The 25,831-nt window shown below is 66.1% G+C and carries 20 protein-coding genes; 10 read left to right on the top strand and 10 right to left on the bottom strand.

What is annotated here, in order from left to right; genetic code table 11:
• Positions 1-91: 91 nt before the first annotated feature.
• The 3 genes from K2Y56_RS08125 to K2Y56_RS08115 form a co-directional block, all read right to left on the bottom strand.
• On the bottom strand, positions 92-1,264 hold the full coding sequence (locus K2Y56_RS08125; RefSeq protein WP_292506890.1) for an MFS transporter: 1,173 nt from the start codon (positions 1,262-1,264) through the stop codon (positions 92-94).
• A 106-nt stretch (positions 1,265-1,370) separates the two neighbouring features.
• Entirely contained in the window at positions 1,371-2,675 is a 1,305-nt protein-coding gene (locus K2Y56_RS08120) for an efflux RND transporter periplasmic adaptor subunit (RefSeq protein WP_292506836.1), read from the bottom strand.
• Between the two features lie 28 nt (positions 2,676-2,703).
• Complete coding sequence (locus K2Y56_RS08115) at positions 2,704-5,931, bottom strand: efflux RND transporter permease subunit (RefSeq protein ID WP_292506835.1); 3,228 nt, start codon at positions 5,929-5,931, stop codon at positions 2,704-2,706.
• Between the two features lie 309 nt (positions 5,932-6,240).
• Here K2Y56_RS08115 and K2Y56_RS08110 point away from each other — a divergent pair, with 309 nt between their 5' ends.
• A complete protein-coding gene (locus tag K2Y56_RS08110; protein ID WP_292506833.1) occupies positions 6,241-6,627 on the top strand; it encodes a hypothetical protein in 387 nt (128 codons plus the stop codon).
• Between the two features lie 9 nt (positions 6,628-6,636).
• A complete protein-coding gene (locus K2Y56_RS08105; RefSeq protein ID WP_292506831.1) occupies positions 6,637-6,972 on the top strand; it encodes a hypothetical protein in 336 nt (111 codons plus the stop codon).
• A 35-nt stretch (positions 6,973-7,007) separates the two neighbouring features.
• Here K2Y56_RS08105 and polA read toward each other — a convergent pair whose 3' ends face one another.
• Entirely contained in the window at positions 7,008-10,052 is a 3,045-nt protein-coding gene (gene polA / locus K2Y56_RS08100; protein ID WP_292506830.1) for a DNA polymerase I, read from the bottom strand.
• 372 nt (positions 10,053-10,424) lie between these two features.
• Between polA and K2Y56_RS08095 the strand changes: the two genes are divergently transcribed.
• The 3 genes from K2Y56_RS08095 (at position 10,425) to K2Y56_RS08085 (ending at position 14,100) form a co-directional block, all read left to right on the top strand.
• Positions 10,425-11,597, top strand: a complete 1,173-nt coding sequence (locus tag K2Y56_RS08095) for a PQQ-dependent sugar dehydrogenase (RefSeq protein WP_292506828.1) — start codon at positions 10,425-10,427, stop codon at positions 11,595-11,597.
• A gap of 317 nt (positions 11,598-11,914) precedes the next feature.
• Complete coding sequence (locus K2Y56_RS08090; protein ID WP_292506826.1) at positions 11,915-12,586, top strand: DUF4142 domain-containing protein; 672 nt, start codon at positions 11,915-11,917, stop codon at positions 12,584-12,586.
• Positions 12,587-12,906: 320 nt separating this feature from the next.
• The gene (locus K2Y56_RS08085) at positions 12,907-14,100 is read left to right on the top strand and encodes an ABC transporter substrate-binding protein (RefSeq protein ID WP_292506889.1); all 1,194 of its coding nucleotides are present in this window, start codon (positions 12,907-12,909) and stop codon (positions 14,098-14,100) included.
• Between the two features lie 194 nt (positions 14,101-14,294).
• Here K2Y56_RS08085 and K2Y56_RS08080 read toward each other — a convergent pair whose 3' ends face one another.
• Both K2Y56_RS08080 and K2Y56_RS08075 read right to left on the bottom strand, forming a co-directional pair.
• Positions 14,295-15,458 carry an iron-containing alcohol dehydrogenase gene (locus K2Y56_RS08080; RefSeq protein WP_292506824.1) on the bottom strand — a complete coding sequence of 388 codons (1,164 nt, stop codon included), beginning with the start codon at positions 15,456-15,458 and terminating at the stop codon, positions 14,295-14,297.
• A gap of 61 nt (positions 15,459-15,519) precedes the next feature.
• Positions 15,520-16,428, bottom strand: a complete 909-nt coding sequence (locus tag K2Y56_RS08075; protein WP_292506822.1) for a LysR family transcriptional regulator — start codon at positions 16,426-16,428, stop codon at positions 15,520-15,522.
• 148 nt (positions 16,429-16,576) lie between these two features.
• On the opposite strand from K2Y56_RS08075, the gene K2Y56_RS08070 reads away from it, so the two are divergent.
• From K2Y56_RS08070 to K2Y56_RS08060, 3 genes are read left to right on the top strand one after another with little or no spacing between them, the layout of a single operon-like run.
• Positions 16,577-18,073, top strand: coding sequence for a CoA-acylating methylmalonate-semialdehyde dehydrogenase (locus tag K2Y56_RS08070; RefSeq protein ID WP_292506820.1), 1,497 nt, complete (start codon positions 16,577-16,579; stop codon positions 18,071-18,073).
• A 9-nt stretch (positions 18,074-18,082) separates the two neighbouring features.
• Complete coding sequence (gene mmsB / locus K2Y56_RS08065) at positions 18,083-18,988, top strand: 3-hydroxyisobutyrate dehydrogenase (RefSeq protein WP_292506818.1); 906 nt, start codon at positions 18,083-18,085, stop codon at positions 18,986-18,988.
• Positions 18,985-19,758 carry an enoyl-CoA hydratase gene (locus K2Y56_RS08060; RefSeq protein WP_292506816.1) on the top strand — a complete coding sequence of 258 codons (774 nt, stop codon included), beginning with the start codon at positions 18,985-18,987 and terminating at the stop codon, positions 19,756-19,758. Before mmsB ends, K2Y56_RS08060 begins: the two co-directional genes overlap by 4 nt.
• Before the next feature lie 169 nt (positions 19,759-19,927).
• Here K2Y56_RS08060 and K2Y56_RS08055 read toward each other — a convergent pair whose 3' ends face one another.
• From K2Y56_RS08055 to K2Y56_RS08040, 4 genes are all read right to left on the bottom strand, one after another.
• Positions 19,928-20,920 carry a branched-chain amino acid ABC transporter permease gene (locus K2Y56_RS08055; RefSeq protein ID WP_292506814.1) on the bottom strand — a complete coding sequence of 331 codons (993 nt, stop codon included), beginning with the start codon at positions 20,918-20,920 and terminating at the stop codon, positions 19,928-19,930.
• A gap of 10 nt (positions 20,921-20,930) precedes the next feature.
• Entirely contained in the window at positions 20,931-21,818 is an 888-nt protein-coding gene (locus tag K2Y56_RS08050) for a branched-chain amino acid ABC transporter permease (protein WP_292506813.1), read from the bottom strand.
• 102 nt (positions 21,819-21,920) lie between these two features.
• Positions 21,921-22,664, bottom strand: coding sequence for an ABC transporter ATP-binding protein (locus tag K2Y56_RS08045; RefSeq protein ID WP_292506812.1), 744 nt, complete (start codon positions 22,662-22,664; stop codon positions 21,921-21,923).
• Positions 22,657-23,412, bottom strand: a complete 756-nt coding sequence (locus K2Y56_RS08040; RefSeq protein WP_292506810.1) for an ABC transporter ATP-binding protein — start codon at positions 23,410-23,412, stop codon at positions 22,657-22,659. The genes K2Y56_RS08045 and K2Y56_RS08040 overlap by 8 nt, the downstream gene beginning before the upstream one ends.
• A 234-nt stretch (positions 23,413-23,646) precedes the next feature.
• Here K2Y56_RS08040 and K2Y56_RS08035 point away from each other — a divergent pair, with 234 nt between their 5' ends.
• Positions 23,647-24,357, top strand: a complete 711-nt coding sequence (locus tag K2Y56_RS08035; RefSeq protein WP_292506808.1) for a tetratricopeptide repeat protein — start codon at positions 23,647-23,649, stop codon at positions 24,355-24,357.
• Positions 24,358-24,479: 122 nt separating this feature from the next.
• Positions 24,480-25,829 (top strand): ribosome biogenesis GTPase Der, encoded by a 1,350-nt coding sequence (gene der, locus K2Y56_RS08030; protein ID WP_292506806.1) that lies wholly within the window; start codon positions 24,480-24,482, stop codon positions 25,827-25,829.
• Positions 25,830-25,831: the final 2 nt, after the last annotated feature.

Here is a 25,831-nt window from a genome sequence, read left to right as displayed (position 1 = left end):
AGCTTGCGGCATTCCGCATGAGCGAAACGCAAAAGGGCCGGAGAAGCCCGGCCGAATACGGCGTGGGCAATGCCCGATCGGAGCCTTCGCGTCAAGATGGAGCCGCTGTTCGCAGGCGCCAGAGCACAAGGGCGGCATAGGCCAGGAACAGCCCGCACAGTGCATGGGCGAAGCCCTGCGGGGGCATCAGGTCCATGCCGCCGCCGATGATCGGCGGCCCGAGCATCAGGCCGACATTGTAGAGCACGATGAAGGCGGCGTTCGCACCGGCGAGCTCCCGCCCGCTGACGGTAGCGCCGAGATGGGCGAGACCGACAGTGTAGAGCGTGCCGGCGAGGCCACCCCAGACGATGAGCAGGGCGGCCAAAGCCGGAAACGAGACGGAGGCGGCCGGGATCAAGGCCGCCCCGATGGCGCCTCCGATCGCCGAGGTGAGGAGGATGAGGCGGCGGTCGAAGCGGTCGGAGAGCCATCCGAACGGGATCTGGAACAGGACGTTGCCGAGCGCCATCAGGCTGACGAGGCCGGCCGCGGTCGCCGCCTCGTAGCCGATGCGCAGGCCGTAGAGGGGCAGGATCGCGAAGCCGCCGGTCTCGACCGCGCCGTAGACCAGGGCCGCGAAAGTGGCAGCCGGCGCGAGCCGCAGATAGGCGAGGAAGGGCATGCCCCGTCCGCGGGCCATGGCTGGAGAGAGGCCGCGCGCGAGGACCAGCGGGATCATCCCGAGAATGAACAATCCGGCTCCTGCGAAATAGGGGGCGAAGCCTTCCGTTCCGAGCACGGTGAGCAGCGTCGGCCCGACCGCGAAGCCGAGTGCCAGAACGGTGGCGTAGATGCCCATGACGAGACCGCGCCGGGCCGGCGGCGCCGCTTCGTTGATCCAGAATTCGGACAGGACGAAGAGGACCCCGAGCATCGCCGAGAACACGAAGCGCAGCACGAACCACCACCCGATCGTCGGGAGCAGCTTGAACGCGATCAAAGTCAGCGCGCCGATGGCGATGGACCAGATGAGAAGGCGGACCACGCCGACCCGCGCGGCGAGCGCCGGCACGAAGGGCACGGTCACGATGCTGGCAAGGCCCGCCACTGCCGTGTTGATCCCGATGAGGGTGCTCGAGGCACCCATGCGGGACATTTCGAGGGAGAGGAGCGGGATCGAAAGGCTCAAACCGATCCCGACGACGGCGACGCAGGTGATTGCCGCCGCAATCGCCGCAAAGCGGGCGCGGTCGAGGGCGTCGGAGGGTGTTCGGTCGAGCATGAAGGCGAGATGGGGTCCGGCGCCACTGTGGGCCACCCTCTCGGCCGGATCGGGGGTATGCGCAAGCCGCGTGAATCGAGCGGTTGCGATGCCAGCACTCGCGCTGTCAGCGCGCCGCCGCCTGTCGCGGCGGCGTTTCCTTCTCTACCGGCGGCACAGCCCGCTCCACCTTCTGGCCGTCGCGTAGGCCGATCGGCGGGCTCAGGATCACCTGCTCGCTACCATCGAGGCCCTTGGTGAGCTCGATGACGGTTCCGCGGTCTCGTCCGATCTGGATGGTGCGCCACTGAACCGTGCCGTCGTCGCGGGCGACCGCGACCTGGGTTCCGCCCTGGTTGAAGACCAGGGCTTCGGCCGGGATCGTGACGGACGGCTCGGTCCGGGGGATCTTGAGGGTCACGTAGACGTAGAGGCCGGCCCTCAGGGCACCCTCCTTGTTCGCCACGTCGACCTGGGTCGTCAGGGTGCGCGACGAGGTCAGCAGGGCGACCGAGCTGCGCTCGACCTCGTCGGTGAAACTGTGGTCGGGCATCTGCGGCACCTTGATCGTCGCCGAAAGGCCCGGCTTCACGCCGATGGCGACGCTCTGAGGCACGTTCACCGAGACGCGCAGGATGTCGTCGCGGTCCATGGTGAGGAGCGCCGTGCCGGTCCCGTCGGCATGGACGAGGTCGCCGACATCGACGCTGCGAGTGGTGACGACTCCGTCGAAGGGCGCGACGACGTCCTTGAAGCCCGCGAGCGCCTTGAGGCGGTTCACGGTGGCGACCTGTGCCTTGATGTTCGCCTCAGCCACCTTCACCCCGGCCTCCGCCGAGGCGAGCGTCGCGCCCTGGCTCAGCACGGTCGCCTGCGAGTTGTCGGCGTTCTGCTTCGAGGCCCAGCCCTGGACCGCGAGGGTCGAGGTGCGGTTGTTGGTGACGTTGGCGAGATTCACATTGGCGCGGGCCTGATCAACCATCGCCTTCGCCTGGAGGAGCTGCGCCTCCATCTGCCCGACCTGCGCCTCGGCCTGGGCGAGTTGCTGGTCGAGATCGGGAGCCGCGATGCGCAGGAGAACGTCCCCGCGCTTCACGCGCGTGCCGATATCGACCTTGCGCTCGGCGATGTAGCCCGTGGCGCGGGCATAGAGGGCCGCCTTGGCGAAGGCGTCGGTCTGGCCCGGCAGGGTCAGCTCGACCGGCCGGTCGACGCGCTCGACGGAGGCCGTGCGCAGCTTCGGCACGAATTCCTTGACCTTGCGCTGCGTCTCGGCCGCATCGGCCCGCCGTTGCCACTGGCCGTAGCCGCCATACGTGAGCAGCCCGATCGCCACGAGCGCGACGAGGACGAACGGCCCCTTGCGCGGCGGAGGCGGCACCTCGCCGGACAGGGTTTCGCCGGAGTCGCGCCGATGGCCCTGTCCTGTCACGACCGCCCCTGCCTCGTCATCGATGCCCTCACGCGTAGTCTTCCAGAGGCCGCACCTCGCCGCGCCGCAGGTGCGCGTAGAGGAAGGGCACGAACAGCAGCGTCGCGGGCGTCCCGAGCGCGATGCCGCCCATCACGGCCCGTGCCACGGCCGCGTTCTGCTCGGCGCCCTCGCCGGTACCGAGCGCCATCGGGATCAAGCCGAGGAACATGGCGCCCGCGGTCATCAGCACCGGGCGCAGCCGTGTCTCGCCGGCGAGGATCGCCGCCTCACGTGCGCTACAGCCCGTTGCCTCGCGGTGCTCACGCGCGAAGGTGACGAGCAGGATCGAGTTGGCGGAGGCGATGCCCACCGACATGATCGCTCCGAACAATGACGGAATCGAGAATGTCGTTCCGGTGATGAACAGGCTTGCGACGATCCCGCAGAAGGCGAGCGGCAGGGCGGCCAGCACAACGAAGGGGTCGCCCCAGCTCTGGAAGTTCACGGCCATCAGGAGGTAGACCGCCACCAGCGCGATCGAGAGGCCGACGCCCATGCGGAAGAAGGCCGATTGCATGTTCTCGATCTGGCCTCGCACCGTGATCTTGTCGGGGGCCGGCAGACCCTTCTGCTCCTCCTCGACGATCTGGCGGATCTCCCGCGCCACAGAGCCGAGATCGGAATCCTGGACCGCGGCGTAAATGTTGAAGGTCGGCTGCGTGTTGACGTGGTTGATCACCGACTGCGAGCCTTGCCGCCGCATGGTGGAGACGCTGGAGAGCAGGGTAAGCACCCCGGGCGCGTCGCTGTTGGCCGCCACGAGCAGCGGCGTGTTCTGGAGGGCCGTGAGGGAATCGTTACGGTATTCCGGAGTCTGCACCCAGAGCTGGTAGGGAATGCCGGTCTTCGGGTCGGCCCAGAAGTTCGGCGTCACCTGGAAGGAGCCCGACAGCGAGACGTTGATCGCCTGCCCGACCTGCTGCTGCGTCAGCCCGAGTTCCGAGGCGAGATTGCGGTCGACATCGACGAAGAATTGCGGCGTTCCGACGATCTGGTGCAGCCGCACGTCGACGGCGCCGCGGACCTCCTTGAGGCGTCGGACGATGTTCTGTGCGGCTTCGAGGTCCTTGGCGGTGTTGCGGCCGGAGACCTGGATGTCGATCTGCGCCAGCGTACCGAAATTGAGGATCTGGGTGATGATGTCGGAGGGCTGGAAATACGCCACGACGTCGGGGAAACGCTCGCGCAGCACTTCGCGCAGGCGCTTGGTGTATTCTGCGACCGGGCCGTGTCCCTTCTTGAGGTTGATCAGCATCTGGCCGTCGTTATAGGCGACGAAGGACCCGTCCGAGAACGCGAAGTTATAGTTGTTCGCCGGCAGCCCGATATTGGAGAGGACCTGCTCGACCTCGCCCTCGGGAACCACCTCGCGCACCGCTTTCTCGACCTGCGCGAAGACCTGCTCCGCCGCCTCGATTCGCATGCCCGGACGGGTGCGCAGATGCAGCGTCATCTGGCTCGATGCGACCTGCGGGAAGTAGTCCTGGCCGACGACGGTGAAGAGCCCGGCGGTGCCGGCAAACAGCATCGCCACGATCGCCAGGGTCGTGATCCGGCGCGCCAGCACCACGTGCAGAAGCCCGAGGTAACCGCGCTGGAAGCGTCCGAACCACGCCTCGAAGCCGTGACGGAAACGGCCGGCAAGGCGCCCGATGGGACCGAAGATCCAACCGGCCGCGCGCATGATCCTGCCGCGTCGCGGTGCTTCGCGAACCTCACCGTGGCGGGCGGCATATTCGGGCGCCACCAGCACGTCGATGAGGACCGGAACGAGGGTGCGCGACAGGACGTAGGAGGTCAGCATCGCGAACACGACCGCCAGAGCCTGCGGCGTGAACAGGTATTTCGGCGTGTCCGCGAGCGCGAAGACCGAGACGAAGGCAGCGCAGATCGCCAGCGTCGAGATCAGAGCGGGCTTGGCGATGCCGGCGGCACCCTCCACCACGGATTTGCGGAACGGCTCGCCCTCCTCGAACATCCGGTGGGTGTTCTCGATCGCCACGGTGGCGTCGTCGACGAGGATGCCGACGGCGAGCGCGAGGCCGCCGAGGGTCATGACGTTGATGGTCTCCCCGAGTGCCGCCAGGAGGGCGAGCGAGGTCAGGATCGAGAGCGGGATCGAGACCAGCACCACGATGGTCGAGCGCCACGAGCCGAGGAACAGGAGGATCGTCAGGCCGGTCAGCCCGGCCGCGATCACCGCCTCGTGGATCACGCCCTCGATCGCCGCCGAGACGAAGACCGATTGGTCGAAGAGCTCGCGCAGGGCCATCCCCTCCGGGGCGGCGGCGCGGATGTCCGGCAGGGCCTTCTTGACGTTGTTGACGACGTCCAGCGTCGAGGCGGTGCCGTTCTTGAAGATCCGCATGAGCACCGATTGCGAGCCGTCGGCCCGCACGATGTTGACCTGCGGAGGCCCGCCGTCGCGGACGAACGCCACGTCGCGGACGAGCACCGGCTGCCCTGACACCACCTTGATCGGGATGAGGTTCAGGGCGTCGATCGTCTCTGGCGAGGCGTTGAGCTGGATCGGGTATTGCTGCTCGCCGATCTTGGCGAGGCCAGACGGGATCGTGAGGTTCTGCGCCGTGATCGCGTTGGTGACGTCGAGGGCCGTCAGCCCCAGCGCCTGGAGGGCGTGCAGGTCGAGATCGACCATGATCTGGCGCGGCGTACCGCCGAAGGGCGAGGGCAGGGTCGAGCCCGGCACCTGTGTCAGGCGCTGGCGAATGCGGAATTGGGCGTAATCGAAGACCTTGGTCAGGCTCTCCTTCTCGGAGGTGAGCGAGAGCTGGATGACCGGCACCGTCGAGGCCGAGAACCGTAGGACGATGGGCGGCTGCACGCCGGGCGGCATCGTCGAGCGGATCGAGTTCATCGCCGAGACGACCTGGGTGATGGCGAGGTCGATGCTCACCGACTGGTCGAAATAGACCTTCTGGATCGCCGTGCCCTGGAGGGTCGTCGATTCCATCCTGGCGATGTTGTTGACGTTGTTCGAGAGGGAGAACTCGGCGTAGGTCGTGATGCGCCGTTCCATCTCCGATGTGGAGAGGCCGTTATAGGTCCAGACCACCACGACGACCGGGATGTCGACGGTGGGCAGCACGTCTTTGGGCGCCACCACCACGGCAGCCGCGCCGCCGAGCATCATCAGCACGGCGAGGACGTATATCGTGATCCGGAACTTCAGGGCGTACTGGACGAGGCCCATTGCATCCCCACGCTGTGCCTTGGTGCCCTGTATGCCACGAAAACCCGCAAGGCAGCCGGGGCGCAGGGACGCAGGGCTCGGACCAGAAGTGACGACTCACGGCGACCACGTCATGGGGAGGTCATGCCCGTTTCTACGCGCTTCCTACGAGCGGCGCGTCGAATATCTGCCGCTCCGATCGCTCTGGGATTCGGCTGACGGGACAACGCGGTTTTCACGACTGCCTCATTTTTGACTCTAGACCCTTAAAGAACCCTATTGATAATAGGACTTAGATCCTATTATAGGAGCGTGAAATCTTTTTGGAAAATGCGCGTGCTCGATCGAGTTGATGCAAAAGTAAGCCCTCTCGATATCGAGCTTCATCTGCTGAATCTCAAGCTTGAGACTTTGCATTTACAAAGAATATTAATCATCAAGGATTTCAACAGAGATCAACCGCGTGTTCCTGCCGGTCAATCAGGAGGAGGCCAGTGGGTAGGGGATACTTATTCAGAAGACAGCGTGGTCCCTAAAAACCCGCTGCCAACCAGACGAACTCGACTGGCGGCACGTTCGCAAGAATTCCGTGACGAGCAGTACAAGCGCGATGTCTTTCAGTGTCGCATGGTCGGAATTAGCGGTTGTTATGCCCAAGCCATGGTTCGCCTTGTGGCATGCGAACGAGGGCATACGATACCTCCACTCAATTATTAGGAGCATATTATGATTATCGCTACCAGATTATTGCGCATCAGGAAATCCGGTGCAGTCATCGACGTCCAAATCAGGATTTATATACCTGAGATTGAAGGCACTTCCTGGAAATGCAAATACGAGATCGATTGGCCGAATGATACTAGGGTCAGTGAGGGGTATGGAGTGGATTCAGTGCAAGCTCTGCATATTTCATTACAAAAATTGGGATTAGATCTTTATATGAGTGACTATCACTCGAAAGGGCAGCTTTTCTGGGAAAAACCGGATGAAGGATACGGTTTTCCAGTGCCAAAAAACGGAAGAGATTTTCTCATCGGTGAAGACAAACGATTTGAAGGCTGAAATAATCGATCAATATAGTTACGTCGCGAGGAGGATCAATGCGCCTCCTCCCAGTTCCCCGCCGCCCGCGCCTCGACCATCAGCGGAACCCGTAGCGTCAGGGCGGGCGCCGGCGCCTCGACCATCACCCGCGAGATCACCGGCAGAGCCTTCTCGACCTCGTCCTCGGAAGCCTCGAAGACCAGTTCGTCGTGCACCTGCAGCAGCATCTTCACCGACAGGTGCTCGGCCCGCAGGGCCTCCTCCATCCGGATCATCGCCCGGCGGATGATGTCGGCGGCCGAGCCCTGGATCGGGGCGTTGATCGCCTGGCGCTCGACCGAGGCACGCTCGTTGGGGTTGTTCGAGCGGATCTGCGGATAGTGGCAGACGCGGCCGAACAGGGTGGTGACGTAGCCCTTGTCGCGGCACAGCTTCTTGGTGTCGTCGATATAGGCGCGGATGCCGGGGAAGCGCTCGAAATATTGCTTGATGAACAGGCTCGCCTCCTCGCGGCCGATGCCGAGGCGGTCCGCGAGGCCGAAGGCCGAGATGCCGTAGATGATGCCGAAATTGATGGTCTTGGCGCGCCGGCGCAGATCCGGCGTCATGTCCTTCAGAGACACTCCGAACATGGCACTCGCGGTGGCCGCATGGATGTCGATACCGTCCTCGAAGGCCTGGCGCAGCTGCGGGATGTCGGCGATGTGGGCGAGCAGCCTCAGTTCGATCTGACTGTAATCGGCCGAGATCAGCTTGTTGCCCGGAGCCGCCACGAAGGCGCGGCGAATGCGGCGGCCCTCCTCGGTGCGGATCGGGATGTTCTGCAGGTTCGGGTCGGACGAGGAGAGACGTCCGGTCGTCGTCGCTGCGAGCGAGAACGAGGTGTGGATCCGGTCGGTCTCGCGGTCGGCGTGCTCCTGCAGGCTGTCGGTATAGGTCGATTTCAGCTTGGCGAGCTGGCGCCATTCAAGGATCTTCTTCGGAAGCTCGTGCCCGGCCTGCGCCAGCTCTTCGAGCAGGGTCGCGGGCGTCGCCCATTGGCCGGAGGGCGTCTTCTTGGCTCCGGGCAGACCCATCTTGCCGAACAGGATGTCGCCGATCTGCTTCGGCGAGGAGACCTGGAACTTCTCGCCCGCATCCTCCTGGATCTCCTCCTCGAGGCGCACCAGGATCTGCGAGAAATCGCCCGAGAGGCGGCTCAGCATGTTGCGATCGACGCGGATGCCCCTGGCCTCCATGCGGGCGACGACCGGCACCAGCGGGCGCTCCAGGGTCTCGTAGACGGCGACGCGACGCTCGGCGACGAGGCGCGGCTTCATCATCCGCCACAGCCTCAGGGTGACGTCGGCATCCTCGGCCGCGTAGGCGGTCGCCTTGTCCAAGGCCACCCGGTCGAAGGTGACCTTGGCCTTGCCGGTCCCGGCCACGTCCGAGAAGGTGATCGGCTGATGGCCGAGATGGCGCCGTGCGAGCTCGTCCATGCCGTGCCCGCCCTTGCCGGCATCGAGCACGTAGGAGATCAGCATGGTGTCGTCGAAGGGCGCCACGGCGATCCCGTAGCGGGCCAGCACGGCGAGGTCGTATTTCAGGTTCTGGCCGACCTTGAGGATGCCCGGCGCTTCGAGAAGCGGCTTCAGGGCCTTGAGCGCGTCGTCGATGGGGATCTGGCCGGGCAGCAGGCCCTCGCCGAACAGGTCGTCTCCGCCGGTATGCTTGAGCGGGATATAGGCCGCGCGGCCGGGCGCGGTGGCGAGGGAGACGCCGACGAGGTTTGCGTTGTTGGAATCCAGCGCGTCGGTCTCGGTATCGACGGCGATCACCCCGGCTTCCTCGGCCTCGGCGATCCAGGCCTGAAGGTGCTCGATGGTCGAGATCGTCTCGTAGGCCGAGGTGTCGAAGGGCTTGGTCGACTCCGCCGCCCGCGCCGCGACGAGGGACGAGGGCGTCGGCTCGGCCGGTCCGCGAGGCTTTGGCGCCACGTCCGGCAAGTCGAGATCGGCGAAGGGATCGATCTGCGCCGGTGCCGCCTCGGGGGAGGGGGCATCGCCGAAGAACGGGACGGCGTCGCTGCCGCCCGTGCCGTTCTCGTAGGAATGGGGCGCGGCGCCGGGGAGCAGAGCCGGGTCCGGCTTGACGGTCTCGGGGTCGACATGGAGCATCTGCGCGATGCGCCGGGTCAACGTGTTGAACTCCATCGCCTTGAGGAAGCCGACGAGCTTCTGCGGGTCGGGCTCTGGCAGGCGCAGGTCGTCGAGGGGAACCGGGAGCGGCACGTTCTCTTCCAGCGCCACCAGCCTTCGCGAGAGCCGGGCCTGGTCGATGCTGGCGAGCAGGGTCTCGCGGCGCTTGGGCTGCTTGATCTCGCCCGCCCGCTCCAGGAGCTGCTCAAGGCTGCCGTATTCCTTGATCAAGGCTGCTGCGGTCTTCAGGCCGATGCCGGGGACGCCCGGCACGTTGTCGGAGGTGTCGCCGATGAGCGCGAGCGCGTCGCCGATCTGGCTCGGGTTCAGACCCTCCCACTTGGCGATGATCGCCTCGACATCGAGGTTGCGCTCGGGCCGGTAGCCGGGCTTGCCTTTCGCGCCGGATTCGAAATCGTAGAACCGCACCAGGGGCCCGACGAGCTGCATCAGGTCCTTGTCGGACGAGACGATGATGACGCCCGCGCCGCGCGCTTCCGCCTGGCGCGAATAGGTGGCGATGAGGTCGTCGGCCTCGTAGCGCTCCAGCTCGATCGGGATCAGCCCGAAGGCGCGCACTGCGTCGCGCATCAGCGGCATCTGGCGCTTCAGGTCGTCGGGCGCGTCGGGGCGGTGGCCCTTGTAGTCGGGGAAGAGCTCCTTGCGGAACGAGCCCTCGGACTTGTCGAACACGATGGCGAGATGGGTCGGCTTGATGCCCGCCGCCCCGTCCTGAACGAACTGCGCGATCTTGGTGCAGAACAGCCGTACCGCCCCTGTCGGCAGCCCGTCCGAAGGCCGCGTGTTGTATTTCTGGTCCTGGTTGATCGACTGGAAGTAGGCCCGGAAGATGAACGACGAGCCGTCCACCAGGATGATCTGGTCGCCGGGGCCTACGGGGGAGGGGGAAGCAGGCATCGAGGGCTAACGTTTTCCGACAGGAACCAGCCCACCGAACTCACGAAGCCGATATCGTATCCAGCTCCGCGCGGAAGGCCGCGTTGATCACAGGGAGTCGGTCGTGGACGGTCTTCCAAGCGATGTCCAGCGCGACCCGACGATAGCCATGCCGATAGACGTTGCCGGTAACTGCGATGTCCAGCCCGTGGATTCGCGGATGCCGCGGCTTAGCGCGTGGCATCAGCCTGCGGCCCACTTCCGAAACGGCCTTGAGACAGGCGCGGCGGCGTAACCCGATTGCTGCACAGAGGCTTATCCGACGTGACGCCGCAGTGCGGAACGCAGGTTTTCCGCGGACGTTCTCCGGGAGCATTCCCCTATGGAGATCCCATGCCGCGTAGCCGCCTCGCCCTCGCGCTCTGCCTCGCCCCGCTCCCCGCCTTCGCCCAGGCGCTGCAGAATCCCGGTACGACCAAGATCGAGGCGAACGTCGTCAAGGCCGCGCCCCTCGAGGCGACGCCCGAGCGCATCGCCGGGCTGAAGCTTCCGCCTGGGTTCAAGATCGAAAAGTTCGCCGAGGGCTTGAAGACACCCCGCGTCATCGTCGTGGCCGAGACCGGCGCCCTCTACGTCAGCGACCGCGACCAAGGCACCGTCACGATGATCGACGGGACCGACACGGCCAAGCGCAAAGTCGTCCTCAAGAAGCCCGACGTCCACGGCCTCGCTATCCATGACGGGCGTCTGTTCTACGTGACCGTGAAGGAGATCTTCTCAGCGCCGATCCAGGCCGACGGCACGCTCGGCCCCGAGACGACGCTGGTCCAGGACCTGCCCGATGCCGGACAGCACCCGAACCGGACCATCGCCGTCGGGCCGGATGGTTGGCTCTATGCGAGCCTCGGCTCGACCTGCAACGAATGCGAGGAGCGCAACCCCGAGAACGCCACCATGGTGCGAATGAAGCCGGACGGCTCGGGCCGCGAGATCGTCGCCTCGGGCCTGCGCAACACCATCGGCTTCGACTGGGAGCCGAAGACCAAGGCCCTCTACGGCTGGGACGACGGCGTCGACTGGCACGGCGACGACGTCACGCCCGAGGAGTTCAATCGGATCGAGAAGGGCAAGAAATACGGCTGGCCCTACATCTTCGGCGCCGGAATGAAGAACCTCTACCGCGAGGTGCCGAACAGCTCCCTGGAGCAGTGGGACAAGGACAGCCGCCGCCCTGTCCTGACTTGGACCGCCCATGCCTCCTCGATGCAATTCGTGTTCTACGGCGGCTCGCAGTTCCCGGCCGATTACCAGGGCGACGGCTTCGTCACCATGCACGGCTCGTGGAACCGCAAGCCGCCGAGCGGCTACGAGGTGCTGCGTGTGCGCTTCGAGAACGGCGAGCCCAAATCGGTCGAGCCTTTCGTCACGGGCTTCCTGACCGAGGGCGGCCCAAGTGGCTGGCAGCGCTTTGCCCGGCCTTTCGGCCTCGCGGTCGCCAAAGACGGAAGTCTCCTTCTCGGTGATGACCAGCACGGAATCATCTATCGGATCAGCTACAAGGGCTGACCTCGTTCCGCTCTTTCCGCTCGGCTTCTGCTAGCCCTACCAGGATGGATGGGAGGAAAGTCGCATCCGATCCGGGCTCGCCTGATGGGCCGAACGCTATTCTGCTCAAGCATAAAACTAGCTTATCAGGCATCTTTCATAACACAGGTTAGTCGGCCTTCTAATGAGGGTTCAGGTTAGATCGATGCGCGTTGGCCACTCTGCTTGGGCGTCAGCGTCGCTTGGGAACATTTGCTTCAAAGATCATGTTGCGGCTCAAGAACACAGGGCCGGCTCCCGTCGGTCAGGTTCATCCCCAACCTTCCGGAGCACCCATCATGCAGCGTCGTGATTTCGTCCTCGGTATGCTCACCGCGACGGCGGCCCTTGCCGTCACCCGCACGGCCGTCGCGCAACCGACCCCGGCCGGTGCCTTGCCCACCCTCGTCTATCTGAACATGGCCACCAAGGGCGGCCTCTTCCTCGAGAACACGGCGCGCGACGCCTACGACAAGACCAGCGATCCGCGAATCAAGAAGTTCTCCCGCGCCGAGGTGATCGAGCAGGTCAACCTGTCTCAGAAACTCGGCCCCTTTGCTCAGGCGGCCGCGACACCTGGCGGTGCTCCTTCCGGTCCGGGCGGCATCGTGGGAGGACTCGTGGCGGCGCCGTTCGCCGTCGCGGGTGCCGCTGTCGGAACGGCGGGTGGAGTAGTCGGCGGTGTCCTCGGCGTGCCTCCGGGAAGCGGGCCCGGCGGCATGACGACCGACGAGCAGAAGGCGCAAGTGCTGACGCGCCTCTCCTCGATGCAGCGCGGGCCGGATTACGATGCGGCCTTCGTGGCCGCTTCCCTCCAGGGTCACCAGGAGGCCTATTCGATCCACGGTACTTACGCGGAAACCGGTGAGGACCCGGCTCTCCGTCGGATCGCCCGCGGCGCGCTGCCCCTCATCCGCTTGCATATCTCGCAGCTTTCGCGCCTGCAGGGACGGAGTGCGAATCTCGGCTGATCATAGCCCCTTTTAGCTGAGTCTTGGGTGGGCTCGGGACCTCGTCCCGGGCCCTTTTCGCATGCGGCACGGCTTTTCCCGCTCGCCTGCATACATCCGGCTTGTCGCCTCGGTCGCGCCAGCGCAAGATCGCGCCAGGACGGCCATCTCGAGCGAGAGCCGTCTCGCTTCAGTCCGGAGCGGTCGACGCCCCAGCTTCGCTTGGCGGCAGCCCGGACCCGAGTTGTCCGATGTGGTGCGGGTGCTCACCTGTCCCTCGGCCGGTCGGTGCATGCTTGAGATCGTCTGGGAGGACACGAGTGGTGAGAACACGAAACGGGATCGCGCTGGCGGCGGCTTTGGTGCTCGCCGGACCTGCGGCGGCACAGGAGAAGTCCTTCTCCGGCGGGACGATCAAGATCGGCATCCTGAACGACCAGTCGGGTACCTATGCCGAGTTCGGGGGGCGCTCGTCCGTCGAGGCGGCCCGAATGGCCGTGGAGGATGCCGGCGGCAAGGTGAACGGCATCCCGGTCGAGATCGTCTCCGCCGACCATCAGAACAAGCCCGACATCGCCTCCTCCGTCGCCCGGCAATGGTACGACCGCGACGGCGTCGACACGATCATGGAACTCACCACCTCGTCGGTGGCACTAGCCGTCCAGGGCCTGTCGCGCGAGAAGAAGAAGATCACCATCGTCACCGGTGCGGCGACCACCGAGCTCACCGGCAAGCAATGCACGCCCTACGGCTTCCATTGGGTCTATGACACCCGCGCGCTCGCCGTCGGCACCGGCGGCGCCCTCGTCGGCCAGGGCGGCGCGACCTGGTTCTTCATCACCGCCGACTACGCCTTCGGCTACTCGCTGGAGGAGCAGACGAGCCGCTACGTCACTTCGAAGGGCGGAAAGATCGTCGGCAGCGTGCGCCATCCGCTCTCGGCACAGGACTATTCCTCGTTCCTGCTCCAGGCTCAGGGCTCGGGCGCGAAGGTGATCGGCCTCGCCAATGCCGGTATCGACACCGCCAACGCGATCAAGCAGGCCTCGGAATTCGGCATCACCGAGAGCGGCCAGCGCCTCGCGGCGCTGCTCTTCACCCTCGCCGAGGTCAACGGCCTCGGCCTCAAGGTCGCACAGGGCCTGACCCTGACCGAAGGCTGGTACTGGGACCTCAACGACGAGAACCGCGCCTTCGGCCAGCGCTTCATGAAGCGCACCGGCAAGATGCCGAACATGGTCCATACCGGGACCTACTCGGCCGTGTCGCAGTACCTCAAGGCGGTTGCGGCGGCCGGCACCGACGAGACCGAGGCGGTGGCGAAACAGCTCCACTCGATGCCGGTGGACGACATCTTCGCCAAGGGCGGCAAGGTGCTGGCTAACGGCCGCATGGTCCACGACATGTACCTGTTCGAGGTCAAGAAGCCGTCGGAATCAAAGGGCCCCTGGGACGCCTACAAGCATCTCGCCACGATCCCCGGAGCGGATGCCTATGCCAAGCTCGAGGAGAGCGGCTGCCCTCTGACGCCGTGACGCGAAGGCGTCACTCGGCCGCTCGATATCGCCTCCGCTTCTCCTCCCACCATCCTCATCCTGAGGTGCCGGAGCGAAGCGGAGGCCTCGAAGGAGGGCTCCAGAACCCAACCTGCTTTCTGGAGGTCTCCTTCGAGGCCCGCTGACGCGGGCAGCTCAGGATGAGGTGGCGGATGGCAAAGCCGCAACATTGATCATTCGGCCCAGACCTGCCGATAAAGCGCCTCGATTTCCGCCGCGCTCGGCTCGATGGGATTGTTGGCCGGCGAACCCGAAGCGAGGGCTTGGCGAGCCATCACCGGCACCAGGGTCTCCCAGCGGCCGGCGTCGATGCCGTAAGTACGAGGTGTCGGTACGTCGAGGTCGTCGTTGAGCTCGACGAGGGCCTTGACCAAGCGCTCGCAAGCCAGAGTGTCGCCTTCGGTCTCGGCGGCGATGCCCATGGCGCGCGCGCAGGCGGCGTAGCGGCCGGGCGAGGCCGGGACCGAGAAACGCGTCACCGCCGGCAGCAGCATCGCGTTGGAAAGGCCATGGGCGACGTGGAAATGGGCGCCGATCGGCCGGCTCATCCCGTGGACGAGGGCGACGGAGCTGTTGGAGAAGGCGATGCCGGCCTGACACGCTCCCATCATCATGGCCTCGCGTGCCGCCCGGTCGCCGGGATCAGTCCAGACCCGGCGCAGGTTCGGTGCGATCGACCGCATCGCCTGGAGGGCGAAGCCGTCCGAGAACGGGTTGGCCTTCCGCGAGACATAGGCCTCTATGGCGTGGGTGAGCGCATCGATGCCGGTATCGGCAGTGAGACGCCTCGGCTTCGACAGGGTGAGCTCGAAATCGACGAGGGCCGCCATCGGCAGATAGGCAAGGCCGATGCAGAGCATCTTCTCGTCGGTCTCGCCGTCGGTGATGATGGTGAAGCGCGTCGCCTCCGAGCCGGTGCCGGCGGTCGTGGGAATCGCGATGATCGGCAGGCCGGGCATGTCCTGCTGGTGCGGCGCCTTGTAGTCGCGCATCTGGCCGCCATGGCGCGCGAGCACCGCCACGGCCTTGGCGGTGTCCATCGGGCTGCCGCCGCCGAAGCCGACGACGCAATCGTGGTCGCCGCGCTGCAGGGCGGAAAGCGCCGCTTCGATCGAGGCGATCGTCGGATCCGGCACGGTGCCGGAGAAGACCGCCGCCGTCACGCCACGGGCCGCGAGGCGATCGACCATCCTGTCGACGAGACCGCTCCCGGCGAGATAGGCATCCGTGACCACGAAGGGCCGCGATAGGTCGAGCTCGGACAGGATCTCCGGCAGCAGCCCAAAGGCGCCGGCGCCGATGCGCATCAAACGGGGCAGGGCGATGGGGCTGACCATGGTCTCCTCCTGGTCTTCTTGAGCCTTGATGTAGGCGGCGAGCCTGCGGATGGGAACGGTCCTATCGCGAACCCGCGAACAAAGCCTGCGCGGCCTCGACCTCGCCGGCGATGAAAGCCGCGACCTCGCGGATCGGCGCGGCCTTCCGGTTGTCCTCGTGGATATTCATGTGGAAGGCGCGCATCAGTGAGACGGCGTCCCGAAGAACGGCAACGAGTCCCGGATAGGCCGAGGCGATGAAGTCGGGAAGGATGCACAGGCCTGCGCCGCCCAAAGTCGCATGGACCTGTGCGAGGAGATTGGTGCTGCGGATGCGGGCCGAGGCCTCTGGGTCGATCAGACTGAGATAATTCAGCTCCGACGTGAACAGCATGTCCTCGATGTAGCCGACGAAAGGATGTCTGGAGAGGTCGGTCTTGCTCAGGATTTGAGGAACGCGATTGAGGTAGATGGGCGAGGCGTAGATGCCGAGCCGATAATCGACGAGCCGCCGCGTCACCACTCGCGCCTGCTGCGGGCTCGACAGGCTGATCACGATGTCGGCCTCCCGCTTCGAGAGGCTGAAGATCCGCGCCGTGGCGACGATCTCGATTTCGAGCCCGGGATGCCGTTCGCAGAGCCGGTCCATCCTGGGCGCCAGGAAGACGCTGCCGAACCCGTCCGGGGCGCCGATCCGCACCGTCCCGGCGATCGGCTGCCCGGCGCTTCCCAGCGCCGCCGTGGCGCCGACGAAAGCGCTCTCCATCGCCTCGGCCGTCGCCAGAAGGTTCTCGCCCGCCTCGGTCAGGGCATAGCCGAGATGGCTCTTATGGAAGAGACGAAGGTGAAGGCTCTCCTCCAGGGCGAGGATGCGGCGGGCTACCGTAGTGTGTTCAGTCCCCGTCTCTGCCGCGGCGCCCGTCAGGGTACCGGCGCGCGCTACGGCGAGGAAAAAGCGTAGGTCGTCCCAGTTCCGCCCCGTCCTGCGCATGGTTTCGCACCTCATCCCATTTGTGCATCGATGCACAACGGATGGGAAGAGGGGCCGCTTTCCTGTGCGTGAAGCGCTGTTAACTTGCGCCTAAAATCGGAACAGCATTGCAGCCGGCTTCCGAACGAACATCAGGAGGAACGCGACCATGCGCAAGATCGGTCATTTCATCGGCGGTCGTCACGTCGAGGGTAAGAGCGGGCGCTTCGCCGATGTCTTCAAGCCGAGCACCGGCGAAGTTCAGGCGCAGGTCGCTCTCGCCAGCGCCGCCGAGTTGCGTGCCGCCGTCGAGAACGCCGCGCAAGCTCAGCCCGGCTGGGCCGCGCAGAACCCGCAGAAGCGCGCGCGGGTCATGATGCGCTTCCTCGAACTGATCCGCGGCTACAACGACGAGCTCGCCGAACTCCTCGCCTCAGAGCACGGCAAGACTGTGCCGGACGCCAAGGGCGACATTCAGCGCGGCGTGGAAGTGGTGGAATTCGCCACCGGCATCCCGCACCTCCTCAAGGGCGAGTACACCGAAGGGGCGGGCACCGGCATCGACGTCTACTCCCTGCGCCAGCCCCTTGGGGTCGTTGCCGGCATCACGCCGTTCAATTTCCCGGCCATGATCCCGCTGTGGAAATGCGCGCCCGCCATCGCCTGTGGAAACGCCTTCATCCTCAAGCCCTCCGAGCGCGATCCCTCCGTGCCGATGCGGATCGCCGAGATCTTCCTTGAGGCCGGTCTGCCTCCGGGCATCCTCAACATCGTCAATGGCGACAAGGTCGCGGTGGATGCGATCCTCGACGACGAGGACATCCGCGCCGTCGGCTTCGTCGGCTCCTCGCAGATCGCCGAGTACATCTACGTGCGCTCGGCCCAGACGGGAAAGCGCGCCCAGTGCTTTGGCGGCGCCAAGAACCACATGATCATCATGCCCGACGCCGACATGGGCCAAGCCGTCGATGCGCTCATCGGCGCCGGCTACGGCTCGGCCGGCGAGCGCTGCATGGCGATCTCGGTGGCGGTCCCGGTCGGCGAGGCGACCGCGGATCGCCTGATGGAGCGGCTGATCCCGCGGGTGGAGAGCCTCAAGATCGGTCCCTCCCATGACGGCTCGGCCGATTACGGTCCCCTGGTCACGGCTGAAGCCGTCGAGCGGGTGAAGGGCTACATTGACACCGGAATTCGAGAGGGCGCCGAGCTCGCCGTCGACGGGCGCGACTTCCGCCTCCAGGGCTACGAGAACGGCTTCTACATGGGCGGATCGCTGTTCGACCGCGTCACGCCCGACATGACCATCTACAAGGAGGAGATCTTCGGCCCCGTCCTCTCGGTGGTGCGGGCGAAGGATTACGAGGAGGCGCTGGCGCTGCCCTCGACCCACCAATACGGCAACGGCGTCGCGATCTTCACGCAGGACGGCGACGCGGCCCGCGATTTCACCGCGCGGGTCAATGTCGGCATGGTCGGCGTCAACGTACCGATCCCGGTGCCGATCGCCTACCACACCTTCGGCGGCTGGAAGCGCTCGGGCTTCGGCGACCTCAACCAGCATGGGCCGGATTCGATCCGCTTCTATACGAAGACCAAGACTGTCACCTCGCGCTGGCCGTCCGGCATCAAGAGCGGCGCCGAGTTCTCGATCCCGACCATGCGATAGGGGGACACGATGACGGCTCAGACGATCGGCTTCATCGGCCTCGGCAATATGGGCGGGCCGATGGCGGCCAATCTCGTCCGTGCCGGCTACCGCGTCCAGGGTTTTGACCTGAGCGCGGATTCCCTGACAATGGCGGCGGCCGAGGGCGTCGTTCCTGCGGGCTCGGCCCTCGCGGCGGCAGAAGGCGCTCATGCCGTCGTGACGATGCTGCCGGCGGGTGCGCATGTCCGGCGGGTCTGGTCGGATCTCGTCGAGGCCGTCACGCCCGGCACTCTGCTCATCGATTCCTCGACCATCGACGTCGAGAGTGCAAAGGTCGCTCACGCGTCGGCCGAAGCGCGCGGGTGCCTCGCCATCGATGCCCCGGTCTCCGGCGGCACAGGCGGGGCGAAGGCCGGCACGCTGACCTTCATGGCTGGCGGGACCGCCGAGGCCTTCGCCCGCGCCGAGTCGATCCTCAAGGCCATGGGCAGAAGCCTGTTCCATTGCGGCGAGGCCGGGGCTGGGCAGGCGGCCAAGATCTGCAACAACATGATCCTCGGGATCTCGATGATCGGGGTCTGCGAGGCTTTCGCACTCGGAGAGAAGCTTGGCCTGTCGCACCAGGCGCTGTTCGACGTCGCCTCGGTCTCCTCGGGTCAATGCTGGTCGCTGACGAGCTATTGCCCGGTACCGGGTCCGGTCCCTGCCTCGCCGGCCAATAACGGCTACCGGCCGGGCTTTTCGGCGGGGCTGATGCTCAAGGACCTGCGCCTCGCTCAAGCCGCAGCTGGCTCGGTCCATGCAACGACGCCGCTCGGCGCGGAGGCGGCGCAGCTCTACGCCCTGTTCGAGGGTCTCGGGCATGGCAGCGAGGATTTCTCCGCCATCATCGGCATGCTCCGTGGCCGCGCCAGCGGAGGCGAGACCCCATGAGCGAAGCGACGATCCTCTCCGAGACGCGCGGACGCGTCCTGCTGATCACCCTGAACCGGCCTAAAGCCTTGAACGCGATCAACGCCGAGCTCACCCGCGAGCTGATCGCGGCCTCGGGCGCGGCCGATGCAGATCCGGATATCGGCTGCATCGTCGTCACGGGCTCGGCAAGGGCGTTCGCGGCCGGCGCCGATATCAAGGAGATGCAGGAGGCGACCTACGGCGAGATGTATGCCAGCGACCGCTTCTCGGAATGGGAGCGGTTCACGGCGATCCGCACGCCGATCATCGCGGCGGTGGCGGGTTACGCGCTGGGCGGCGGCTGCGAACTCGCCATGATGTGCGACATCATCCTGGCCGCCGACACCGCCCAATTCGGCCAGCCCGAGATCAAGCTCGGCGTGATGCCGGGGATCGGCGGCAGCCAGCGCCTCGCCCGCTTCGTCGGCAAGGCCAAGGCGATGGAGATGTGCCTGACCGGCCGCACCATGGACGCGGCCGAGGCCGAGCGCGCCGGCCTTGTCTCGCGGATCGTGCCCGCCGACACGCTCCTCGACGAGGCGATGGCGACGGCTGCCACCATCGCTGGAATGTCCCTGCCGATCGCCATGATGACGAAGGAAGCGGTCAACCGCTCCTACGAGACCACGCTCACCGAGGGCGTCCGCTTCGAGCGCCGCGTCTTCCACGCGATGTTCGCGACGGATGACCAGAAGGAAGGCATGGCAGCCTTCGTCGAGAAGCGGCCGCCGAAGTTTCGGCATTCGTGAGGGGCGCTATCTGCTCCTCCCGCAAACCACCTCATTCTGAGGTGCAGCGTCAGCGGCCTTGAGGGAGGGTTCCAGCCATCATCGCAATCCTTGGACCGCTCCTTCGAGGCCGCTGATGCGGCACCTCAGGATGAGGGCGAGGATGGGATCAACGAAGGTGGCCCCGACGCTACAACGGCCGCTTCGCCCAGCGCGCGATCATCCCCACGATGCCCTCGCGGAACACCAGAACGCAGACGACGAACACCACGCCCTGGATGATCGTCACCCAGGCGCCGAAGGGGGCGAGATAGTTTTCCATCGTCACGATGACGAGGGCGCCGGCGATGGGCCCGAACACGGTGCCGAGGCCGCCGACCAGGGTGATCAGGACGACCTCGCCGGACATCGACCAATGCACATCGGTAAGCGAGGCGAGCTGGAAAACGATCGCCTTGGTCGCCCCGGCGAGGCCCGCAAGCGTCGTCGAGAGGACGAACAAGGCGAGCTTGTAGTGATGGGTACGGTAGCCGAGCGAGATCGCGCGGGGCTCGTTGTCGCGGATCGCCTTGAGCACCTGCCCGAAGGGCGAGTGGATGATCCGGTAGATCAGCAGCAGGCCGCCGAAGAAGATCGACGCCACGAGGACGTAGAGCACCCGGTCGTCGGCCAGACTCACGAGGCCGAACAGGTGCCCGCGCGGCACCGCCTGGATGCCGTCCTCGCCGCCGGTGAACTTCGATTGCAGGGCGAAGAAGAACACCATCTGGGCGAGCGCCAGGGTGATCATCGCGAAATAGATGCCCTGCCGCCGGATCGCGAGGGATCCGAAGACGAAGCCGAGGACACCCGCCGTGGCGGTGCCGCACAGGATCGCGAGTTCGGGCGTCAGGCCCCAGATCTTGGCTGAATAGGCGCTGAGATAGCTCGCCATCCCGAAATAGGCGGCGTGGCCGAAGCTGAGGAGGCCGCCGTAGCCGAGGAGCAGGTTGAAGGCGAGCGCGAACAGCGCGAAGCACAAAACCTTCATCAGGAAGACGGGGTAGAGCACGAAGGGCAGCACCACGAGCGCCACCGCAATGCCGACGAACACCATCCGGTGCAGGGCGCGCGCGTCCTTCGATTCCGGAAGCGTCGGGGCGATCGGGGCGGCCTCGATCGCCGGGGCTAGGGTATCGGCCATGGCGCGGTCCTCAGGCGGGTTTGCCGAACAGGCCGGCGGGCTTCACCAGCAGCACCAGCACCATGATGACGAAGATCGCCGTGGCCGAAGCCTCCGGGTAGAACACCTTGGTCAGCCCCTCGACGAGGCCCAGGGAGAAGCCGGTGATGATCGATCCGAGGATCGAACCCATGCCGCCGATGACGACGACGGCGAAGACCACGATGATGAGATCCGCCCCCATATTCGGGTTCACCGAATAGACCGGCGCGGCGAGGACGCCGGCGAGGGCGGCCAAAGCCACGCCGAAACCGTAGGTCAGTGTGAGGAGCAGGGGGACGTTGACGCCGAAGGCCTGGACCAGGGTCGGGTTCTCGGTGGCGGCTCTCAGATAGGCGCCGAGCTTGGTCTTCTCGATCACGAGCCAGGTCGCGAGGCAGATCACAAGAGAGAATACGACGATCCAGCCGCGGTAGTTCGGCAGGAACATGAAGGGCAGGCGCTGGCCGCCGGTGAGCTCGGCGGGAATGGCGTAGGGCAGGCCGGAGACGCCGTAATAGTTGCGGAACAGCCCCTGGATGATGAGGGCGAGGCCGAAGGTGAGAAGCAGGCCGTAGAGGTGGTCGAGCTTGTACAGACGGGCGATCAGCCCTCGCTCGATCAGGATGCCGAGGCCGCCGACGATGACGGGTGCCAGCACCAGCGCCCACCAATAGCCGAGACCCGTATAGTTCAGCAGCATCCAGGCGACGAAGGCGCCGACCATGTAGAAGGCGCCATGGGCGAAATTGATGATGTTGAGGAGCCCGAAGATGATGGCGAGCCCGAGCGAGAGCATCGCGTAGAACGAGCCGTTGATGAGGCCGAGCAGGAGTTGGCCGAACAGAGCCTGGCTCGGGATGCCGAAGATCGTCGTCATGGCTGGCCCGAACCCATGGCCGCACCTCGCGGCGTTCTTACGTGCATCCTGTCCTCCCGCAGGCGTGTCCGCCGGTCTCGCGCCGGCCTCGAACCTGGTATGTCACACGCCGAGATAGGCGTGCAGTTTCGCGATATTGGCGTCAAGCTCCGCGTTCGGGATCATGTCGACGACCCGGCCCTGCTCGACGACGAAATGCCGGTCCGCCACCGTCTGGGCAAAGCGGAAGTTCTGCTCGACCAGGAGGATGGTGTAGCCCTCGCCCTTCAGCTTCTGCAGTGTGCGGCCGATCTGCTGGACGATGACGGGGGCGAGCCCCTCGGTCGGCTCGTCGAGCAGGATCGTCTTGGCACCGGTGCGCAGGATGCGGCCGATGGCGAGCATCTGCTGCTCGCCGCCCGAGAGCTTGGTGCCCTGGCTCGCGGCCCGCTCCTTCAGGTTGGGGAACAGCGTGTAGACGTCCTCCACCGACAGCCCGCCGGGCTTCACCCGCGGCGGCAGCATGAGGTTCTCGTAGGTCGAGAGGCTGGAGAAGATGCCGCGCTCCTCGGGCACGTAGCCGATCCCGAGCCGGGCGATCCCGCGCGAGGTCATGCCGATGGTCTCGACCCCGTCGAACCGGATCGAGCCGCTGCGCTTGCCCAGGATGCCGATGATCGCCCTGAGCGTCGTGGTCTTTCCGGCGCCGTTGCGCCCGAGCAGCGTCACGACCTCGCCGCGGCGGATGTCGAAGCTCATGCCGTGGAGCACGTGGCTCTCGCCGTACCAGCCCTCCAGTCCCTCGACGGTGAGGCTGCCGGCGGCGGAATGCGGTGTCGTCTCGACCGTGGCGGCGCTCTCACGCATGACCGGCTCCGATATAGGCCTCGATCACCTGCGGGTCGCGCGACACCGTGGCGTAGTCGCCCTCCGCCAGGATACGCCCGCGGGCGAGCACGGTGATCCGATTCGAGAGCGAGGCGACGACCGAGAGATTGTGCTCGACCATCAGGATGGTCCGGCCCTCCGAGACGCGCCGGATCAGCGCCTCGGTGCGCTCGACATCCTCGCGACCCATGCCGGCCATCGGTTCATCGAGGAGCAGCATCTCGGGGCTGAGCGCCAGGGTGGTGGCGATCTCCAGCGCGCGCTTGCGCCCGTAGGAAAGCTCCGACGCGATCGTCTCGGCAAAGCTCGACAGCCCGACCGCCTCGACGAGTTCCAGCGCCTCGGAATCGAGGGCGTTGAGCACGCTCTGCGAGCGCCAGAAATCGAAGCTGTCGCCGCGGCGATGCCGCTGCAGGGCGATGCGGACGTTCTCCTTCACGGTGAGGTGCGGAAACACCGCCGAGATCTGGAACGAACGCACCAGCCCGAGCCGCGCCACGTCGGCCGGCTTCGTCCTGGTGATGTCGCGGCCGTTGAAGCGGATCGATCCCGCCGTAGGGGTCAGGAACTTCGTCAGGAGATTGAAGCAGGTGGTCTTGCCCGCGCCGTTCGGGCCGATCAGCGCATGGATGCTGCCGCGCGCGACTTTCAGCGCCACGTCGCTGACCGCGCGGAAGCCCTTGAACTCCATGGTCAGGCCGTCGGTCTCCAGCGCGAGATCACTCATCCATCCTCCCGATGTCATGCTCTTGGCGGTTCCGGCGCGCCGCGCCGGTGCCGCTTACCTTGGCGGATGCATGATGTCATCGATCCTCGCATTGTCGAGGAGGCACTGGACCACATCCACGCTCGATGTTCCGAGGCGTAAACCCGAACCGGTCGCCAAGGGCCCGAGGGTATGCTAGGCGCGTGGCCCGATCGAACGAGGCCGCCGGCCGGACGCGGTGCGGCATGAGACGACATGGCTGAGAACAACGAGTTCATTCGCGAGGTCAACGAGGACTATCGCCGGGATCAGGTCGCCGAGATCTGGCGCCGCTACAGCGGCGTGATCATCGCAATCGCGGTACTGGTAGTCGCCGCCGTTGGCGGCTGGCGCTATTGGCAGGCTGATCAAAAGAGCCGCGCCGAGACCGCATCCGAGTCGTTCGACAGCGCGAACAAACTCGCCCGCGACGGAAAAGCCGACGAGGCCGACAAGGCCTTCTTGGAGATCGAGAAACAGGGTCCTGCCGGCTACGCGCTCCTTGCCCGTTTCCGCTCGGCGACAGAAGCGGCGAAGCGCAATCCTGCCGCGGGCGCGGCCGAGTACGAAGCGCTCGGCGCCGATCCCAAACTCAGCAACGGCCTGCGCGACCTTGCTCGCCTACGGGCCGCCCTCCTGCGCATGGATCTGCCGAACCCCGATCCCGCGCTCGCGGTCCTGCAGGGGCTTGCCGCGCCGACCGGCGCCTTCCGCCACACCGCCCGCGAGATGCTCGGCCTCGCTGCGCTGAAGCGGGGCGATTATGACGGCGCCGGCCGCTGGTTCGACCAGCTCAGCGCCGATCCGCAGACGCCGCAGAACCTGCGCCAGCGCATCGAGGTCTATACCGCTCTCGTCGCCGGCGGTCCCGTGACCGTGACGGAGCCCGTGGCGCAGCCCGCCGCGCCGCCGCCGGCCACCCGCTGAGGACTGGCCTCGGCACTCCTTTTTTCTTAAGTGTCCTCAAGGCGGTGCCGGGTCCCGTGACCCTTCATCGCCCGATCTGCGTTTCCGTTCGCGGGACGCCCCAACCTGAACTGGCCCACCTCATGGATATGCCGACCGTCGCGATCATCGGACGGCCGAATGTCGGCAAGTCGACGCTGTTCAACCGGCTCGTCGGCAAGAAGCTCGCCCTCGTCGACGACCGCCCTGGCGTCACCCGCGACCGGCGCGAGGGCGACGTGAATTTCGGCGGCCTCGTGTTCCGCATCATCGACACCGCAGGCCTCGAAGAGGCGGATTCGGCTTCGCTCGCCGGTCGCATGCGCGCCCAGACCGAGGCCGCGATCATGGCGGCGGACGTCATCCTGTTCGTCATCGACGCCCGCGCCGGCGTGCTCCCGGCCGACCAGCCCTTTGCAGAGCTCGTCCGCCGCGCCGGCCGGCCGGTCATCCTCATCGCCAACAAGGCCGAGGGCGGCGTCGGCCTCGGCGGTGCCTACGAGGCGTTCTCGCTCGGGCTCGGCGATCCGATACCTTTCTCGGCCGAACACGGCGAAGGCATCGGCAGCTTGCACGACGCCCTTCTCGAAGCCCTGCCCGAGCAGGACGAGGAGGATGACGAGGAAGGCTCCGAGCGGTCTCTAAAAGTCGCCATCGTCGGCCGGCCCAATGCCGGCAAGTCGACCCTGATCAACAACATGCTCGGCGAGGACCGCCTCCTCGTCGGGCCTGAGGCCGGCATCACCCGCGATTCGATCTCGCTGGATTGGGAATGGCGCGGACGCCGGATCAAGCTGCACGACACCGCCGGCATGCGCCGCAAGGCACGCATCGACGACAAGCTCGAGAAGCTCGCGGTCTCCGACGGTCTGCGCGCCGTGCGCTTTGCCGAAGTCGTGGTGGTGCTTCTGGATGCGACGATCCCGTTCGAGAAGCAGGATCTGACCATCGTCGACCTCGTCGAGAGCGAGGGCAGGGCGCTGGTCATCGGCCTCAACAAGTGGGACCTCGTCGCCGACCAGAACGGTCTCTTGAAGACCCTGCGCGAGGATTGCACACGCCTGCTGCCGCAGGTGCGCGGCGTCTCGGTAATCCCGCTCTCGGGGCTCGCCGGCCAGGGCATCGACAAGCTGATGCAGGCGGTGGTGGACGCGGCCGAGGTCTGGAGCCGCCGCATCTCGACCTCGCGGATCAACGACTGGCTCAGCGAGGCGACGCAGCGGAACCCGCCGCCGGCGGTGGCGAGCCGGCGCATCAAGATCCGCTACGCCACCCAGGTGAAGGCGCGCCCGCCGCATTTCGCGCTGTTCGGCAACCAGCTCGACGGCCTGCCGAAATCCTACACCCGCTACCTCGTCAACAATTTGCGCGAGGCCTTCGATCTGCCCGGCACCCCGATCCGGCTGTCGCTGCGGACCTCGAAGAACCCATTCGACAAGGAGAACAAGGGCTGACG

The organism is Methylobacterium sp. (assembly GCF_019745455.1).
GTDB lineage: Bacteria > Pseudomonadota > Alphaproteobacteria > Rhizobiales > Beijerinckiaceae > Methylobacterium.
The sequence above is the reverse complement of the archived record's forward strand: the minus strand, read 5'-3'. Positions and strand labels throughout refer to the sequence as shown.

Coding starts and splice junctions, on each gene's coding strand:
- K2Y56_RS08075 (WP_292506822.1), bottom strand. CDS start 16,428: ATGCGCAGGACGGGGCGGAACTGGGACGACCTACGCTTTTTCCTCGCC.
- K2Y56_RS08070 (WP_292506820.1), top strand. CDS start 16,577: ATGCGCAAGATCGGTCATTTCATCGGCGGTCGTCACGTCGAGGGTAAG.
- K2Y56_RS08090 (WP_292506826.1), top strand. CDS start 11,915: ATGCAGCGTCGTGATTTCGTCCTCGGTATGCTCACCGCGACGGCGGCC.
- K2Y56_RS08105 (WP_292506831.1), top strand. CDS start 6,637: ATGATTATCGCTACCAGATTATTGCGCATCAGGAAATCCGGTGCAGTC.
- K2Y56_RS08040 (WP_292506810.1), bottom strand. CDS start 23,412: ATGAGTGATCTCGCGCTGGAGACCGACGGCCTGACCATGGAGTTCAAG.
- K2Y56_RS08125 (WP_292506890.1), bottom strand. CDS start 1,264: ATGCTCGACCGAACACCCTCCGACGCCCTCGACCGCGCCCGCTTTGCG.
- K2Y56_RS08110 (WP_292506833.1), top strand. CDS start 6,241: ATGCGCGTGCTCGATCGAGTTGATGCAAAAGTAAGCCCTCTCGATATC.
- der (WP_292506806.1), top strand. CDS start 24,480: ATGGATATGCCGACCGTCGCGATCATCGGACGGCCGAATGTCGGCAAG.
- polA (WP_292506830.1), bottom strand. CDS start 10,052: ATGCCTGCTTCCCCCTCCCCCGTAGGCCCCGGCGACCAGATCATCCTG.
- K2Y56_RS08115 (WP_292506835.1), bottom strand. CDS start 5,931: ATGGGCCTCGTCCAGTACGCCCTGAAGTTCCGGATCACGATATACGTC.
- K2Y56_RS08095 (WP_292506828.1), top strand. CDS start 10,425: ATGCCGCGTAGCCGCCTCGCCCTCGCGCTCTGCCTCGCCCCGCTCCCC.
- K2Y56_RS08055 (WP_292506814.1), bottom strand. CDS start 20,920: ATGGCCGATACCCTAGCCCCGGCGATCGAGGCCGCCCCGATCGCCCCG.
- K2Y56_RS08060 (WP_292506816.1), top strand. CDS start 18,985: ATGAGCGAAGCGACGATCCTCTCCGAGACGCGCGGACGCGTCCTGCTG.
- K2Y56_RS08080 (WP_292506824.1), bottom strand. CDS start 15,458: ATGGTCAGCCCCATCGCCCTGCCCCGTTTGATGCGCATCGGCGCCGGC.
- K2Y56_RS08045 (WP_292506812.1), bottom strand. CDS start 22,664: ATGCGTGAGAGCGCCGCCACGGTCGAGACGACACCGCATTCCGCCGCC.
- K2Y56_RS08035 (WP_292506808.1), top strand. CDS start 23,647: ATGGCTGAGAACAACGAGTTCATTCGCGAGGTCAACGAGGACTATCGC.
- K2Y56_RS08050 (WP_292506813.1), bottom strand. CDS start 21,818: ATGACGACGATCTTCGGCATCCCGAGCCAGGCTCTGTTCGGCCAACTC.
- mmsB (WP_292506818.1), top strand. CDS start 18,083: ATGACGGCTCAGACGATCGGCTTCATCGGCCTCGGCAATATGGGCGGG.